The sequence below is a fragment of the Fodinibius sp. GM21 genome, assembly GCF_058386955.1.
The window spans coordinates 423502-439723 of the sequence record NZ_JBYEIQ010000003.1 but is presented as its reverse complement, the minus strand read 5'-3'; the positions used below and the strand labels follow the sequence as shown (position 1 = coordinate 439723).

14 protein-coding genes are annotated in these 16222 nt (G+C 44.5%); 5 read left to right on the top strand and 9 right to left on the bottom strand.

Annotation, left to right across the window (positions count from 1 at the left end; translation table 11 throughout):
* The first annotated feature begins 2 nt into the window (after positions 1–2).
* Positions 3–554, top strand: coding sequence for a class I SAM-dependent methyltransferase (locus tag ACT3IB_RS09180; protein WP_491538705.1), 552 nt, complete (start codon positions 3–5; stop codon positions 552–554).
* Positions 555–702: 148 nt separating this feature from the next.
* Here ACT3IB_RS09180 and rplS read toward each other — a convergent pair whose 3' ends face one another.
* The 5 genes from rplS to ffh form a co-directional block, all read right to left on the bottom strand.
* Positions 703–1137, bottom strand: coding sequence for a 50S ribosomal protein L19 (rplS, locus tag ACT3IB_RS09175; protein WP_491538704.1), 435 nt, complete (start codon positions 1135–1137; stop codon positions 703–705).
* Between the two features lie 12 nt (positions 1138–1149).
* Positions 1150–1845 (bottom strand): tRNA (guanosine(37)-N1)-methyltransferase TrmD, encoded by a 696-nt coding sequence (trmD, locus tag ACT3IB_RS09170; protein ID WP_491538930.1) that lies wholly within the window; start codon positions 1843–1845, stop codon positions 1150–1152.
* Positions 1846–1849: 4 nt separating this feature from the next.
* Positions 1850–2389, bottom strand: a complete 540-nt coding sequence (rimM, locus tag ACT3IB_RS09165; RefSeq protein WP_491538703.1) for a ribosome maturation factor RimM — start codon at positions 2387–2389, stop codon at positions 1850–1852.
* Positions 2390–2440: 51 nt separating this feature from the next.
* Positions 2441–3337, bottom strand: coding sequence for a 30S ribosomal protein S16 (gene rpsP, locus ACT3IB_RS09160; protein ID WP_491538702.1), 897 nt, complete (start codon positions 3335–3337; stop codon positions 2441–2443).
* Between the two features lie 126 nt (positions 3338–3463).
* Positions 3464–4819, bottom strand: a complete 1356-nt coding sequence (gene ffh, locus ACT3IB_RS09155) for a signal recognition particle protein (protein ID WP_491538701.1) — start codon at positions 4817–4819, stop codon at positions 3464–3466.
* 225 nt (positions 4820–5044) lie between these two features.
* Here ffh and ACT3IB_RS09150 point away from each other — a divergent pair, with 225 nt between their 5' ends.
* The 3 genes from ACT3IB_RS09150 to aat all read left to right on the top strand — a co-directional run bounded on the left by ACT3IB_RS09150 (position 5045) and on the right by aat (position 9344).
* Positions 5045–5890, top strand: coding sequence for an enoyl-ACP reductase FabI (locus tag ACT3IB_RS09150; protein WP_491538700.1), 846 nt, complete (start codon positions 5045–5047; stop codon positions 5888–5890).
* 380 nt (positions 5891–6270) lie between these two features.
* Positions 6271–8739, top strand: coding sequence for a zinc-dependent metalloprotease (locus ACT3IB_RS09145; RefSeq protein ID WP_491538699.1), 2469 nt, complete (start codon positions 6271–6273; stop codon positions 8737–8739).
* Positions 8736–9344, top strand: coding sequence for a leucyl/phenylalanyl-tRNA--protein transferase (gene aat / locus ACT3IB_RS09140; RefSeq protein WP_491538698.1), 609 nt, complete (start codon positions 8736–8738; stop codon positions 9342–9344). The genes ACT3IB_RS09145 and aat overlap by 4 nt, the downstream gene beginning before the upstream one ends.
* 39 nt (positions 9345–9383) lie before the next feature.
* Here the strand turns inward: aat and dxs are convergent, their stop codons facing one another.
* The 3 genes from dxs to ACT3IB_RS09125 form a co-directional block, all read right to left on the bottom strand.
* Positions 9384–11306, bottom strand: a complete 1923-nt coding sequence (gene dxs / locus ACT3IB_RS09135) for a 1-deoxy-D-xylulose-5-phosphate synthase (protein ID WP_491538697.1) — start codon at positions 11304–11306, stop codon at positions 9384–9386.
* Positions 11307–11312: 6 nt separating this feature from the next.
* Positions 11313–11531, bottom strand: a complete 219-nt coding sequence (gene xseB / locus ACT3IB_RS09130) for an exodeoxyribonuclease VII small subunit (RefSeq protein ID WP_491538696.1) — start codon at positions 11529–11531, stop codon at positions 11313–11315.
* Positions 11532–11657: 126 nt separating this feature from the next.
* Positions 11658–14069: a DNA internalization-related competence protein ComEC/Rec2 gene (locus tag ACT3IB_RS09125; protein ID WP_491538695.1), complete on the bottom strand. Its 2412-nt coding sequence runs from the start codon at positions 14067–14069 to the stop codon at positions 11658–11660.
* 139 nt (positions 14070–14208) lie between these two features.
* Between ACT3IB_RS09125 and ACT3IB_RS09120 the strand changes: the two genes are divergently transcribed.
* Positions 14209–15243 carry an isoaspartyl peptidase/L-asparaginase family protein gene (locus ACT3IB_RS09120; RefSeq protein WP_491538694.1) on the top strand — a complete coding sequence of 345 codons (1035 nt, stop codon included), beginning with the start codon at positions 14209–14211 and terminating at the stop codon, positions 15241–15243.
* Positions 15244–15304: 61 nt separating this feature from the next.
* Here ACT3IB_RS09120 and ACT3IB_RS09115 read toward each other — a convergent pair whose 3' ends face one another.
* Positions 15305–16078, bottom strand: a complete 774-nt coding sequence (locus ACT3IB_RS09115) for a hypothetical protein (protein ID WP_491538693.1) — start codon at positions 16076–16078, stop codon at positions 15305–15307.
* Positions 16079–16222: the final 144 nt, after the last annotated feature.

Below are 16222 nucleotides of genomic sequence, written 5' to 3'. Positions count from 1 at the left end.
GTATGAGTACGTTAGCATATCTCAAGAGTTTTTTTAAAGACAAAGACGTCGCTTCGGTAACGCCCACATCACGATTTTGCGTGCGTACCGTTTGTCGGCCGATCGATTTCTCTAAAGACATTACCGTAGTTGAATATGGAGCCGGGGCGGGCGTTTTTTCTCACTATCTGCTTGATCATATGACACCAAATTCTCAACTGCATCTTTTTGAAACCAATGAAATCTTGTTTGAGAAGCTGCAACAAATCGATGGTACGAGGACCATGCTTTACGATCAGAGTGTTGAATATGTAACCGAGTTATTGCCCGAAGATATTATAGGACACGTTGATTTTATTATCTCCGGTATTCCTTTTTCATTTTTGGATGCGGAAGTTAAGTCGTCTATTCTCGATCAAAGTTATAAATTGTTGCGCGATGGCGGAGAGTTCCTGGCCTATCAAACATCAGGACATCTTGAAGAACCATTGCGAGAAACCTTTGGAAACGTAAATACCTCTTGGGAATGGCGTAATATCCCACCAATGACGGTGTATGAGGCGGTAAAGAGATAGGTTTTCGAGGACGGTTCTGATAGGATTCTTATATTATTTGAAATAAAAAAGCCATTCCATCCACAGTAAAGGGATAGAATGGCTTCAAATTTTTTGCCTGACTATCAACAGATCAAACCAATAAAATCAACGCAAATATCGACGAAAACTATTCTTCTTCGTCAGCGTTTTGCGCTTCTTCTTTAGCAGCAGCTTTTGCTTCTGCCTCTCGGTTCAACTCACGAACCTCATCTCGGTTCTGATCTTTCTCTTTAATACGAGCAGATTTTCCTTGTCTGTCGCGCAGATAATAGAGCTTTGAGCGTTTAATATCTCCTTGTCGCTTCAGCTCAATTTTGGCAATAAAGGGAGAGTAAAGCGGGAAAATACGCTCAACGCCAATATTTCCTGCGGAAACTTTGCGCACCATAAATGTCTGGTTGGCACCGGTTCCGCGTCGAGAGATTACGAGTCCTTCAAACTTCTGGATTCGCTCCTTGTCGCCTTCGCGAACGCGATAGTGTACAACAACGGTATCACCGGTTTTAAACTCGGGATACTCATCGTCTATTAATGTCTGTTCTGCTAATTTTAACTTATCCATAATGTTACCTTACTACTGTTCGTTTCGAAATTTCTTGTAAATATCCGGACGTACTTTCCTGGTACGCTCAAGCGACTGTTGACGTCGCCATTCCTTCACTTTTTGATGATCACCTGATCGCAGCACGCTCGGCACTTTCATCCCCTTAAATTCAGCGGGACGCGTATAAACGGGACCTTCCAGCAAGTTCTCATTTTGGAAGGAATCCGTAAGAGCACTTTCAGAGTCGCCTAAAACGCCGGGTAAAACTCGCACGATGGAATCAACCATCACTAAGGCCGGCAGTTCGCCGCCCGAAAGTACATAATCGCCAATGCTGTAGGTCTTGGTGATTAATGAATCTATCACACGTTGATCGACACCTTTGTAGTGACCACAAAGAAACATGAGATTTTTATCAGTCGATAGCCTGTTGGCATCTTCTTGCTCAAACGGTGTTCCGTTTGGAGCCGTGAATATAATCTCATTATAATCCCGCTGGCTTTGTAGGTGCTCAATACAAGAAAAAATGGGCTGTGGTGTTAGCACCATGCCGGCACCGCCACCATAAGGATAATCGTCTACTTTATTATGCTTATCCTCAGTGTAGTCACGCAGATCATGAGTATGGATTTCAACCAACCCTTCATCTTGAGCATTGCCCACAATACTGTGTTTTAGAGGGCTCTCCAAAAGCTGTGGAACGGCCGATATAATATCAATGCGCATCATACTATATACCTTTCAGTTGTTCCAGATTTCTGCATTGAATTTGTTTTGCTTGCTCATCAATATCGGCAACATACTCATCCACAAGGGGGATGAGTAACTCCTCTTGCTCATTTGTAACTACCTGTAGTATCGGATGTGCCGGGGTTTCCAGCATTTCTTCAACTGTACCAATGGATTGTCTCTCGCTTACTATTGCAAAAGAGGTTAAATCCAACGGCAAAGCATCCACATCAAGCAGAAATTCGACGATCTCGCGATCAGCAAAGACCGAAGCGTTTTTCAAGTTTTCGGCCTGCGTGCGATCCGTTATGTGTTCAAATTTTACAAAGAACGAAAGCCGGTTGTTTTTTTCTTGCACTCGAACCGACTCAATTCGAGCGGGGACTAAATCCCCTCTGGCCGTTTCAAGACGAGCCAGATCAATAGTATCAAAAAGTGTTGGCGCGTAAACCTCGGGAATGATTAATACTTCTCCCTGTACGCCGTGTGATCGGGAAATATACCCGATCTTTTCGTACTGGTTTTCAATTGGTTCCAGCATAGCTTGTCTGGTGGACTCCACTTTAAGGTGGGCCCCACCTACTTAGCTTATTTAACTATTTTCTTTCTTGTCATCCAAAGCACGCTGAACGGTTACCCGATCTTCGTCTTCAGGGACAAAGCCTTCAAGCTCATCAAGAGGAGTATTTTCGATATGTTCGATAGCCTCTTTGGCTAACATATCAGTAGATACTTGTCCTTCTGCTTTTGATTCTTCTTCATCCTCATCCGCAGCATCTTCCTCTTCATCGTCATCAGAAGCTTCAACCTCTTCCTCTTCGGTATCTTCTTCCTTGGCTTCGGCTTTTTCAGTAGATTCGTCCTCGTCAGACTCCTCTTCCTGAGCTTCAGCTTGGACTTCTTCAGTCTCTTCTTCGTCAGCAGCTTCTTCTTGTACTTCAGCCTCTTGCTGGCCTTCCTCTTCTACTACTTCTGCTTCTTCCTCAGCTTCAGCAGCTGTTTCTTCTTCATCAGACTCCTCGTCTTCCTCAGAAGCAAGAGCTTCTTGTTTGGCTTTCTCTTTGGCAGCTTCTTCAGCTTTCTTCTTAAGCTGCTTTTGGAATTCCTTTTCTTCGGCTTCCAAGAGTGCCTGCTGACGTTCTTTGCGCGTAGGCACTTCCTTTTCTTTTTCTTCGCGTTTTTCACGCCATTCGGAAAGAGCTTCTTCAATTTCTTCTTCCGATTTGCCCCAGCGAATCAGGTGCATCTCGTACATGATCCCTTCATTCTTGAAAATAGAACGAACGGTATCGGTGGGCTGCGCTCCTTGCTTTAACCAGTGCAGAGCACGCTCACGATCTAAATCAAGCTGATTTTTTGGGGTTATGTTGTCAAAACGACCTAAATCTTCAATAATTCGTCCATCTCTGGGTTTGCGGTTATCCGCAACGACAATATGATGGATCGGTCGTTTTTTTCGACCTCTACGTTGTAATCTTATTCTTAACAATGGATTATCTCCTTAGTTATAATTTTAAATTTGCGTTGATTTCAAATAGAGGATATTGACGGAATCTTGCGCAATATTTTTATCTAATTGATGCGTGACTGGGCTAAACAGCCAGCATCAATGGTGTTAACCAAATGGTAAATTTCCTCTCATACCCTTCATGCCTTGCATCAGTTTGCCCATCTTGCCCATGCCGGAGAACGACTTCATCATCTTCTTCATCTGTTCAAACTGCTTTAAAAGATCGTTAATATCCGAAACGCGTGTTCCGGAACCTCTGGCGATGCGTCGCTTTCGAGTGGCATTTAAAATATCCGGATTATGTTTCTCTTCCGGAGTCATTGAACAAATGATTGCTTCAATTGGCTTGAAGGAATCTTCATCAATTTCTGTGTCAGATTCTTGCAGGGCTTTACCGGCTCCCGGAATCATTCCTACGAGATCCGAAATATCACCCATGCCTTTTACTTGTTGTAGCTGCTGATAAAAGTCTTCGAGATCAAACTCGTCAGACTTAATCTTCTTCTGCAGCTTTTGTGCTTCTTCTTCATCAAATTCTTTCTGTGCTTTCTCCACAAGTGATACCACATCACCCATACCGAGAATACGCTTTGACATTCGCTCGGGATAAAAGGGAGCAAGGGCATCCAGCTTTTCACCGGTGCTTACAAACTTGATCGGTTTTTGGACCACATTCTTAATCGAAAGGGCTGCCCCGCCGCGGGTATCACCGTCAAGTTTCGTTAATACTACGCCATCGTAATTGATGGTCTTGTTAAATTCTTTTGCTGTATTTACAGCATCTTGTCCCGTCATGGAGTCAACAATGAAGAGCGTTTCATGTGGCTCAACAGCTTCTTTAATTTCAGCCACCTCGTTCATCATCTTCTCATCCACATGCATACGTCCGGCCGTATCAATAATGACAGTATCAAGCGCCAGGCTTTTAGCCATCGAAACGGCTTCTTTTGCAGCTCGTACCGCATCTTTCTGATCAATTGAATAGACGGGCACATCGATTTGGCTGGCCAGGGTCTTAAGCTGGTCAATGGCAGCCGGACGATAAACGTCGGCCGCTGCTAAAATGGGATTTCGGTTGTTTTCCTGCTTTAGGTAGCGAGCAAGCTTGGCGCTGAAGGTTGTTTTGCCAGAACCTTGCAGGCCTGCAATCAAAATAACCGTGGGCGGTGTGTGTGCAACAGAAATATCCACACGCTCTTGACCTAAGATGTCGGTAAGCTCATCATGTACAATCTTGGTAAACTGCTGACCGGGATTAACGGCCGTAAGAACATCTTCGCCCATCGCGCGCTCTTTGACCTTGTTCGTGAACTCTTTGGCAACGTCATAGTTCACATCGGCATCGAGCAGGGCACGACGTATTTCTCTCACCGTCTCCGCAATGTTTACGTCGGTGATCTGAGCTTCTCCTTTCAGCTTTTGAAAGGCGCTATCTAATTTTGATGAGAGATCTTGAAACATGTGTTCGTAATTATCTAATCTTTAAAACTGTTCATGCTATTCCTGAATAGAGCATGGGAATAAGAGTCCCGCAAAATAAGGACATTTTTTTGTGTTATCAACAGAATTATTTATCAGAAATAATGGTAAGGGTTTAGGCAAAATGTGTAATGACAGTTTTTATGTTTCTTTTATTATCTTCCCACAGAAATCTATTGAATTCTAAGAAATTGAGGATCGTAACTTATGGCTGATGAACAAGGATATGGACTGCTTAAGGGAAAGAAAGGATTGATTTTTGGTGCATTGGATGAACGCAGCATCGCGTGGAGAATTGCTTTAGCGTGTAAACGAGAGGGGGCGGAGTTCTCATTATCCAATGCTCCGGTAGCTCTTCGCTTTGGAGATCTGGATGAACTATCCGAAGAAACAGGAGCAGAAGTGTTCCCTTGTGATGTGACCAACGAGGATGAAATTGAAGAGCTGATGCAGAACGTAAAAGAGGAGCACGGCAAGATTGACTTTATGCTTCACGCTATTGGGATGTCGCCTAATGTGCGCAAAAAGAAGGGCTACGAAGAACTAAATTATCAGTGGATGCAGCAGACGATGGATATTTCTGCTATTTCGCTGCATAAGGTGATCCGCTATGCAGATGAGGCTGATATTCTTGCTGACGGCGGAAGTATTGTGGCGTTATCGTACATTGGTGCGCAACGTATTTTCTCGAAGTACAGCGATATGAACGACGCAAAAGCGCTGCTCGAAAGTATTGCTCGTAATTACGGCAGCCGTTTGGCCGATCGTGGTATCCGCGTGAATACCGTTTCGCAGGCGCCGACCAAAACATCTGCCGGAAGTGGGATTAAGGGCTTTGACGGTATGTACACCTTTGCCGAAAAGATTGCTCCTATGGGGAATCCTACTGCTGACGAATGCGCGGACTACTGCGTGACGCTTTTTTCTGATCTGACCCGAAAAGTGACGATGCAGAATCTATATCATGATGGTGGATTTGTTACCTCCGGTATCAACGAAGAGATGATCAATGATCTCGCTAAAATGTACGCGGATAATGAGGGTGATGAGTAACGCTTAAATCTTTTTTTAGATGCTATTCAATGCCCGACACTTGAAAGTGCCGGGCTTCTTTATTGATTTTAGTATTTTTGAGTATGATAAAAAGCTATCATCTCCCTGTCCCCGCAACGTCGCTAAAGCTATGATGCGTCGGCGACCTTCGAAGGGGGAAAACTGACGGTTTTTGTGAGTAGGGGGATGACAATGAATTTAGTTATACAGGGACTTTATTAATTTTTAACTACTAATCATCTCAAGGACCTTTTTTGATGTTGGAAGGTTCAGTTTTGTGGTTATAGTACTTTCTTTAAAAGATGTATCCTGATTTTAATCTTTTCCTGAAAACCAGTTACTTACCATCGGTTTTAACTTTCTAATTAAATATTGCACCGATGAAGCGACTGCTTGTATTAGTTTTAACTCTTTTGTTCACTGCGGCCACCGGCTTATCTCAGGACCTCCCCTCAATCAATGAGAAAACACAGGGGATGGAACAAGAAGAAGGTTATTTTACGTACTACTGGGATGATACTGCCGGTAAAATATGGCTGGAGATCGATAAGTTTAATACGGAATTTTTATACGTTAATTCTCTTACGGCAGGAGTCGGGTCCAATGATATTGGGCTCGATCGCAACCAGTTGGGTGACGACCGCATCGTCAAGTTTGAGCGTCGCGGTCCTAAGGTTCTGATGGTGCAGCCTAATTATTCCTACAGGGCGATAACCGATAATCCCAAAGAAAAGGAGTCGGTGCGTGATGCCTTTGCACAATCCGTCTTATGGGGATTTGAAGTGGCCGCCCAAAACGAAGATGCGGTACTTATTGACGTTACGGATTTTCTGATGCGTGATGCTCATGGTGTGAGTGAGCGTTTACAGCAAAGTAACGAAGGGAGTTTCAGCATAGATAAAAGTCGGTCGGCGTTGTATCGCGAGTCTACGATGAACTTTCCAAAGAATACCGAATTTGAGGCAACGCTGACGTTTACGGGCAGTAATCCCGGGGGACAGGTTCGCTCGGTGACGCCTACTTCGGATGCGATCACTGTTCGCCAGCATCATTCTTTTGTAGAATTGCCGGATGATGATTTTGAGCCGCGTCGATTTGATTCCCGAGCGGGATATTTTGGTATCAGCTATCAGGATTATAGTACGCCGATTAGCGAATCGCTGACTAAAAGATTTATTACGAAGCACCGCCTGAAGAAGAAAAATCCCGATGCTGAGATGAGCGAGCCGGTAGAACCCATCGTTTATTACCTGGATCCCGGAACGCCGGAACCTATCCGTGGAGCCCTGCTCGATGGCGCTCGCTGGTGGAATGAGGCTTTTGAGGCGGCGGGATTTAAGGATGCCTTTCGCGTAGAAATGTTGCCCGATAGTGCGCATCCCATGGACGTGCGCTATAATATGATCAACTGGGTGCATCGCTCTACGCGGGGTTGGTCATACGGTACGTCGGTGGTGGATCCGCGAACGGGAGAAATCATCAAAGGTCATGTACTTCTTGGATCGCTTCGCGTACGGCAGGATTACCTGATTGCCGAGGGATTATTATCACCATATAAAGAGGGTGAAACATTCGACGAAAATAATCCAATGCTGGCGATGGCCCTGGCAAGAATCCGTCAGCTTTCGGCGCACGAAGTAGGACATACAATAGGATTGGCCCATAACTTTGCGGCAAGTACAAATAACCGTGCTTCGGTTATGGATTATCCGGCTCCCAAAGTGAATATCACCCAAGATAGTACGCTCGATTTATCTGATGCTTATGATACAGGCATTGGCGAATGGGATAAGGTGGCCGTGAAATATGGTTATAAGGATGTCTCTGAGTTACCGGATGAAGAGGCTGCATTGAATAATGTGATCGAAGATGCTATCGATGAAGGGTTACTGTATATCTCGGATGCGGATGCACGTCCGGCAGGTGGCGCGCATCCCAAAGCCCACCTCTGGGATAATGGTAAAAATGCGGTCGATCAGCTGCATCATATAATGAATGTTAGAAAGATTGCATTGGAGAACTTTTCGGAGTCGAATATCCCACAAGGTACGCCAATGGCTGAGTTAGAGGATGCGCTGGTGCCCATTTATCTCTATCACCGTTATCAAATTGAAGGAACCGTAAAACTTATTGGCGGAAAGGATTACAGTTATAATTTGCGTGGTGATAATCAGTCGGGGCCAGAACCGGTAGCGGAATCAAAACAGCGGGCTGCTTTGGATGCCATGCTGAAAACCTTATCTGCTGAAAAATTAACTATGCCGGAGCGCATTGTAGAGCTGATTCCCCCTCGTCCCATCGGCTATTATGATTCTCGCGAACTCTTTAATAGTCATACTGATCCGACGTTTGATCCATTGGGCGCAGCTGAAACAGCGGCTGCAATGTCAGCCAAATTGTTATTTAACACTGAGCGTGCGGCAAGACTAGTAAATGCTGAGGCACATAATGCCGAAAACTTGGGGCTTGGCGATATGCTTGATACCGTAATTGATCGAACGTGGAAACAGTCCGTTGCAAAAGGCTACGAAGGAGCAATACAGAATACGATCAATCATGTGATATTGTATCAGATGATGAATTTGGCTGCGGATGAAAATGCTTCATCACAAGTACGCGCAGTGACAAATTTTAAGCTTGAGGCGCTTCGGGAATGGATGCGAAATGAGGCAGAGAACAGGGCCGAAAATGAACAGAGAATCGCTTCCCTGCTATATGGCTATCGAACATTGCAACAATTTAAGGACAAAGGAGAGATGTTTATGCCAACAGAGCCCTTGAGTCCGCCTCCGGGTTCTCCCATTGGCAGTAATATGGAAACATTTATGCAATGCAGTTTTCGTAGATGATTAAACCGAACGAGCTACTTAATGCCTATGCCAACGGAATTTTCCCAATGGCCGACTCTCGGGATGATGAGGAGGCTAAATGGTATACCTCAAGCCGACGTGGGATAATACCAATAGATGACTTCCATGTCTCTTCTAACGTGCAGCGGATCGTTCGCAATCATCACTACCACATCAAGTTTGATTACAACTTTCGCCAGGTAATGGAGGCCTGCGCCGATCGCGATTCAACATGGATATCACATCAAATTATTGAATCGTACTGTCGTTTGCATCAGTTGGGATACGCTCATTCAGTGAGTGTATATAACAAAAAATGGGAGCTTGTTGGTGGACAATATGGCGTGTCGCTGGGAGCAGCCTTTTTTGGGGAGTCGCTTTTTGGATGGGCTAAAGAATCCTCAAAAGTAGCATTGTACTGGACGCATCAGGCACTAAAGCAAGGAGGCTTTGAGCTTTGGGATACGCAATTTTGGACCGAGCATCTGGCGCAATTTGGGTGCATCGAAATCCCAGCCGAGGAATATGAAAAGCACTTACAAGCTGCACTAAAAAAGGAAGCAGAATTTGAGCCTGTAGCAACAAAAAACCCTCAGGATTTTTAATATCCTGAGGGTTTGGGAGTTAGTTAAAAGGAGTGGGGTTTACGCTTTCAAAGAAGCTGCTTCATGCACTTCGCGCACTTTCTTTTTGATGCCTTCCGGATCAAGGCCCACTTCGTGGTGAAGTTCTTCTTGCGTACCGTGTTCCACGATGCGGTCGGGGACGCCCATGATAGTTGTAGGAATATGGTGTGGCTTGTCGGCAAGGTACTCACCAACGGCGCTTCCAAATCCACCTAACTTAGTGCCATCTTCAATGGTGATGATACGCTCGTAGGTATGACAGATTTCGTCAATGAGATCGGTATCAAGCGGCTTGGCAAATCGCATGTTAAAGTGTCCCACCTTGATGCCTTCTTCGGCCAGATCATCGGCAGCTTCCATTACGTAGTTGCCGAATGGACCAAAGCTGAGGATGGCAATTTCATCACCGTCTCGCAGCTTCTGTCCTTTTCCAATTTCCATATCCTTAAATCCTTCGGGATAATCCATGCCGGTCGCCCGTCCACGTGGATAGCGAATAGCCCAAGCGTGATCGTCAAACTTTGAGGCGGTGTACATCATATCGCGCAGCTCCTCCTCATTCATCGGAGAAGAAACGATCATATTTGGTACACTGCGCAGATAAGAAATATCGTATAATCCGTGATGGGTAGGTCCGTCGGCACCCACGAGTCCGGCCCGGTCAATACAGAATACAACCGGCAGTTTTTGAATAGCTACATCGTGAATTACCTGATCATAGGCCCGTTGGAGGAAGGTTGAGTAAATGGCAGCAAATGCTTTTTTGCCTTCGGCTGCCAATCCCGCTGCAAAGGTGATGGAGTGCTGCTCCGCTATGCCTACATCAAAAGCACGGTCGGGATATTTATTCATTAACGGCCACAAGCTCGATCCACTTGGCATGGCCGGTGTTATTCCAACAATATCTTCGTTTTCATCAGCGAGCTCGACAACGGCTTCCCCAAAAACGTGCTGGTACTTTGGTGGCTTGGGGGTGGTATCCGGATCAATCTGTTTGCCGGTAATTTTATCAAATGGACTGCTTTGTGCGTGCCATTTGGTCTGTTCGCGTTCGGCGGGAGCAAACCCTTTTCCTTTCACCGTAACGGCGTGCAGCAATTTTGGCCCTGGAATATCTTTTAAATCTTCCAGATGGCGACGCATGGCATCCACATTGTGCCCATCAACGGGACCGTAGTATTTAAATCCTAATGCCTGAAATAGCCCGCCGGGTGTGATGGCGGTAGAAATTGCCTTTTCAAGTCGCGATGCAACAGTGCGCATTTTTTCGCCGGCCGATTTGAAATGACCGAGCATATCATAAATTTCATCGCGCAGCTTGTTAAAGGTCTTACTGGTCGTAATCTCAGTCAGATATTCTTTCATTGCTCCCACATTGGGATCAATGGACATATTATTGTCGTTTAGGATGACCAGGATATCGGAATTCATGACGCCCGCATTGTTCATGGCTTCGTAGGCAAGGCCGCCGGTCATGGCCCCATCACCAATAACGGAAACGACTTTTTTGCCGGATTGATCAAGGTCACGAGCCACGGCCATACCTAATCCCGCAGAAATCGAAGTGCTCGAGTGTCCTACGCCAAACGTGTCATATTTGCTCTCGCTGCGTTTGGGAAAGCCCGAAAGTCCGCCATATTTGCGGTTTGTATGAAAATTATCGCGCCGACCCGTAAGGATTTTGTGTCCGTATGCTTGATGACCAACATCCCAAAGCAAGAGATCTTTGGGCGTATCATAGACATAGTGCAGCGCCACCGTCATTTCCACTACGCCGAGGCTGGCGCCAAAGTGTCCGCCATGAATAGAGACGATATCAATGATAAAATCACGGAGCTCATCGCAAACATCTACCAACTGCTCGGGATCTAATTTTTTTAGATCATCAGGCGAATCAATTTCTGCTAACAGCGGACCGGGTGTTACTTTCTCAAATTCCATAGTCGGTTATTCTTTTTCATTATCGTCGGCATGTTGATCAGCCACGTTCTTGATGCGTAATTCGGCTTCTTCTAGAGTTTCTGTACAAATTTTAGATAGTTTAATGCCTTCTTCGTAGAGATCAATAGACTCTTCCAGTGAAATAGATTCGTCTTCCAGTTGATTTACAATATCTTCCAGTCTTTGTAAAGCCTCTTCGAAGCTTGGTCGTTCCTTTTTGGACATAAAAATTACTTAAAGATAAATAGATGCTTCCTGAAACCATATAAATAAAAAGTTTTAGTGGTCAGATTCCAACTCTTTTTCGAGTATGGCAGAAATATAAATTGAGTGTTAAGGCATTGAGAGGAACTACCGGCTGTAGATGTTTTTCCCGTCGGAATAAAATTGCACTGCCCCTTCCAGGCTGGTAAAATGGAGGGATGGAATATGCTCGTGTAGTTGCTTGGATGCCTGGCGATGCGGATGTCCAAACTGGTTGCGTTTTGCGAGCGAGACAACACCTATTTGCGGAGAAGTCGACTTAAGGAGTGAAGAACCGGAACTGGTCTTACTACCGTGATGGCCAACTTTAAGGAGATCAGTATCCATCATTTTAGGATAATGTGTCAAGAGGTTCTCTTCCTGAACATGTTCGGCATCACCCATGAAAAGAAATTCCGTATCTCCATAAATGAGTTCAATAACCAGCGAGCGATTGTTGATATTTGATTGGGAGACTGATTCTTCCGGGCCATAAACAAACATTTGTATTGCAGGATCTATTGAGATTTTATCACCGGCCATCAGAGGCTTAATGGGAATATTATATTCAGTGGCTTTTTTGTTGTACGTTTTAAAAAGTTGAGAATCGTATTCTGTGCCCGAATTGTAAATTGTATCAACGGGAATGGAATCGATAATTTCGAGAATACCACCGATATGGTCTGCGTGGGGATGAGAAAGAAATACGGCATCCAGTTTATTGATTCCCTGTTCTTTCAAATGTGGAATGATGATATACTTTGCACTATTGTAATCGGGTTGCCAGCGGCCAACATCAATTAGAAAATGCTTATTGGTTGGCGTAGTTACGAGGGCCGCGTCACCTTGTCCTACATCAAAAAAGGTCAGATTCAGTGTTGCAGGTGACAGTTTTTGAATAACTCTGTTCCCCTGATGAAGGCAGCCAACCAGTAAAAGCAAGATTAAAAACTTCCACCGAAGTTTGGGGATGGGTAGTGAGGCAATTAAAAAGATAATGGCAATCCATATACCGAAAAATAGCAGGCTGTCAACATGAACTTGAACCCAGCTCAAGTGTAGGCTAGCTGCAAAAGCAACAAGTTCGTGCAACCATTGTAAAAATAAATCTACAGGATAATTTAGTGTCTGTGCAAGATCTGGAGCAAAAGGTGTTAGCATAAGTAAGGCCAGTCCACTAGGCACTGCAACCCCAAGAAAGGGAATGACAAAGGCGTTGGCTAGGGGGCCAACGAGAGAAAATTCCCCAAAGTAATAGGCAAGCAGTGGAAAAAGACCAATTTGAACGATAAATGAAATAATGATAATCATGATGGGTTTACCGTACCAGCGGAATCGGATCCAGGAGGGTAACCAGCGCTGAATGACCGGAGCGGTTAACAGAATAATGTAAACGGCCCCGAAAGAGAGCTGGAATCCAATAGAAAACAGATCTGATGGATTAATTAAGAGAATGATTAAAGCGGCAACAGCGGTTAGATTTTTGGAGTCACGGACTTTATGAAACAGCTTGCCATAAGCCAATAGTATTCCCACTAACGAAGCTCTGGTTACAGAAGGGGAAAAATCCGTGAGGCCGGCATAAATAAACAGCGTGATGATAAGCAGTGTAACCCCAATTTGTTTTCCATATTTGAGCGTCCAAAAGAAGGGGATAACCAGCCAGAAGGGAAACAGTAAGAATCCAACGTGCAAGCCAGATACTGCCATGATATGGGAAAGTCCGGCTCGTGAAAACAAAATTTTCTCTTCCCGGGCCAGCTCGTTCTTGTACCCGATTAACAGGGCTTTGGCCAGAGAAGAGCTTTGGTTGCTGAAGTTAGAATCGATGGCATTGAGTACGTGTTTTCTGAAAAAGCTCCACCGCCAGATGTTGTGGATCGGAGTGATTGAAATAATTTGCTTTATGCCAACTTGGCTATAAATGCCTTGGGAGGCAAGATATTGCTTATAGTTAAATTGAGATGGATTTCGCTTTTCTTCGAGTGGATACACGGTAGCTTCGAATACAATATTGTTTCCGAGCTTTAATTCCGTAGGAATATTGTGATCAGCGGGATTAAGTACAGCACGTAACTTAAATGATTTGTCCCATATAATATTATCCGGGAAAATCGTGGTATCTACTTCGACATCAACCTGAAATTTGCCGGTACTCGTTTGTTTGATCTGTTGGATGCTACCGATAAATGTAAGCTCTTCCCATGTGTATGAATTAATAATCTTGGCCTCAGGTGGAGCCTCTCGATAATCCCAGAAAGAATGCCATATGCCGCCAAAGCTGATGATAAATCCTAAATAAGACAGGATAACAATACTATAGATGTGGCTATTCAGGGATTTGCGATAGCTAATTTCTGCGATCAGATATACAATAGCAGCAGATCCGAAAATAAGGATCCAAAATGGCAAGATGGGATCAACCTGATAATCTACAATAATTCCTGCTGCCAGCAGCAATGTTATCCTGATTGCAGGATAGGAAGCAAAAGGAAATTGATATGTTTGATGACTATTCACATTAGTATGACCGTTAACTGTGAAAAACCTTACAGCTATTAAATGTTGTTACAAAACACTTACATACTTTGAAGTGGCAGTTTTGCTGCTTATAATTTTGCAAATCAACATTAACCAACTGTAATTTAGTATGGGGATTATGAGAAAGGTAATTGGATTAGTGGTGGTTGCGCTGATAGCTATAGGCTGTACGCAATCCGATGCTCAGCAGGAACAGCAGCAAAAAGAATGGGCAATAGCATTACACGGTGGGGCGGGAGCGATCTCGGAAGATCGACCCGATTCGGTGAAGCAGGCCTATTTTGATGATCTGGATGAAGCATTGACGATTGGTGAAGATATTTTGGCTGATGGGGGATCTGCAGAAGATGCCGTAGAAAAGGTGATTAACTATTTGGAGGATAATCCTCGTTTTAATGCAGGGAAAGGGGCTGTATTTACTCATGACGGCGAACACGAACTGGATGCCGCATTTATGGTTGGAAATACCCTTGAAGCCGGCGCGGTTACCGGGGTTAAAACGGTGAAGAATCCGATTACGCTGGCTCGGAAGGTGATGGAAACCTCTGAACACGTGATGTTTGCGACAGAAGGAGCCGAGCGGTATGCTGATAAAATGGGTGTTGAGCGCGTTGATCAGGATTATTTTTATACTGAGTCGCGATACCAGGCCCTGCAGCGTGCCTTGGAGCGTGAGAAAGAAGGGGATGGCCAGCAGTCGAGCTTGATCCCCAAAGAAGACAAAACAGCTTTGTATGCTGACGGAGAAAAATTTGGTACGGTAGGTGCCGTGGCCGTGGATAAAGAAGGTCAAATTGTGGCAGGTACTTCTACTGGTGGTATGACGAACAAGAAATTTGGTCGCGTGGGCGATGTGCCCATCATTGGAAGCGGAACGTATGCCAGTGATGTGGTGGCTGTATCGATGACTGGCTGGGGCGAAAAAATTATGCGTGCTGTATCAGGACATACGGTAGGTTCGTATATGAAATATAAGGATGCTACCTTGCAGGAAGCCGGAGACTATCTGTTAAATGAGGTACTTAATCCCGGTGAGGCCGGCATGATTGCGGTAGATAAGTACGGCAATATCTATACGGATATGAATACCAATGGTATGTTCCGCGGGAGTTCGGACTCCGAAGGGAATCGGGAAGTAGCTATTTGGGATTAGGTTGGCTTAATTCAAGTGCTGGAGTGCTTTTGCTCTGGAGCTTCAGCACTTGAACACTTTTTTAAATCCTATTGTGGAATTCCTCTCTTAACTCCTGGATATAAATGCCAATATCATTACGGAGCGTAAATAGCTGTTCATGGAAGTGGTAATATTTTTTTGAGGGGATGTAAGAACTTCCTTTAAGGTCTCGCTGTAAAATTACTAGAGCATCGTTAGAACAGTATAGGGCTTTTTTGGTGTAGGCGATATTACCACCCAGAAAATCGCGATCAAAACCAAAGCTGTATCCGCCGGCAATTTTAGCTCCGATTTTTAAAATGTTGCCTACGAACTCATTAAAATCGGGAGTAATATTCTTGGGATTCATACTTTCGGCCCACTGTAGTACTGCGGCTGCCAATGTTCGGGAAGTATTATATATGTAAAGTGTATCTATGGACCCCATGTTTGTCATTGCAAAGTCTTCGCTGAGCTCCTTCCATTCTTCGCCTGCATCAAAATCATCTTCTTCCTCTTCGAAAAAGAAGTCATCTTCAAAGTCGTCAAACAAAAAATCTTCCCATTCCTCTTCCCCGTCCTCATCATCGATTTCATCATCATCTTCGCCCGGAAAATAGGCTTCGTCAATGAGCAGTTCTTCTTCAATGAAAGCGTCCACAGCGTCAAACTCGTCCGAGCTTTCCTGCAGAAGCTTGAGCCATCGGGGTATGTTGCCGGAGTGTTCGGGAATGATGAACTTTCTCAGGCCGGAACTCTTCCGTTCGATTTCATTCAGGTGAGATTCCCATTGATGCTCATCCCAAATATCATCATTAAAATCACCGTTAAACATATGATTTAAAATTGGGTGATATGGTTTATTAATCGCTTATGTGCTCTTTATAATAAAAGCTTCTGCAAATTAACGCTTTTTGAATAAAAATTGATATAAATTTTTATTTCTGACTATAAATTTTTCGTACTGTAAAGCTGCTGC

Coding starts and splice junctions, on each gene's coding strand:
- ACT3IB_RS09150 (WP_491538700.1), top strand. CDS start 5,045: ATGGCTGATGAACAAGGATATGGACTGCTTAAGGGAAAGAAAGGATTG.
- ACT3IB_RS09120 (WP_491538694.1), top strand. CDS start 14,209: ATGAGAAAGGTAATTGGATTAGTGGTGGTTGCGCTGATAGCTATAGGC.
- xseB (WP_491538696.1), bottom strand. CDS start 11,531: ATGTCCAAAAAGGAACGACCAAGCTTCGAAGAGGCTTTACAAAGACTG.
- rplS (WP_491538704.1), bottom strand. CDS start 1,137: ATGGATAAGTTAAAATTAGCAGAACAGACATTAATAGACGATGAGTAT.
- rimM (WP_491538703.1), bottom strand. CDS start 2,389: ATGCTGGAACCAATTGAAAACCAGTACGAAAAGATCGGGTATATTTCC.
- ffh (WP_491538701.1), bottom strand. CDS start 4,819: ATGTTTCAAGATCTCTCATCAAAATTAGATAGCGCCTTTCAAAAGCTG.
- ACT3IB_RS09115 (WP_491538693.1), bottom strand. CDS start 16,078: ATGTTTAACGGTGATTTTAATGATGATATTTGGGATGAGCATCAATGG.
- dxs (WP_491538697.1), bottom strand. CDS start 11,306: ATGGAATTTGAGAAAGTAACACCCGGTCCGCTGTTAGCAGAAATTGAT.
- aat (WP_491538698.1), top strand. CDS start 8,736: ATGATTAAACCGAACGAGCTACTTAATGCCTATGCCAACGGAATTTTC.
- ACT3IB_RS09180 (WP_491538705.1), top strand. CDS start 3: ATGAGTACGTTAGCATATCTCAAGAGTTTTTTTAAAGACAAAGACGTC.
- trmD (WP_491538930.1), bottom strand. CDS start 1,845: ATGCGCATTGATATTATATCGGCCGTTCCACAGCTTTTGGAGAGCCCT.
- ACT3IB_RS09145 (WP_491538699.1), top strand. CDS start 6,271: ATGAAGCGACTGCTTGTATTAGTTTTAACTCTTTTGTTCACTGCGGCC.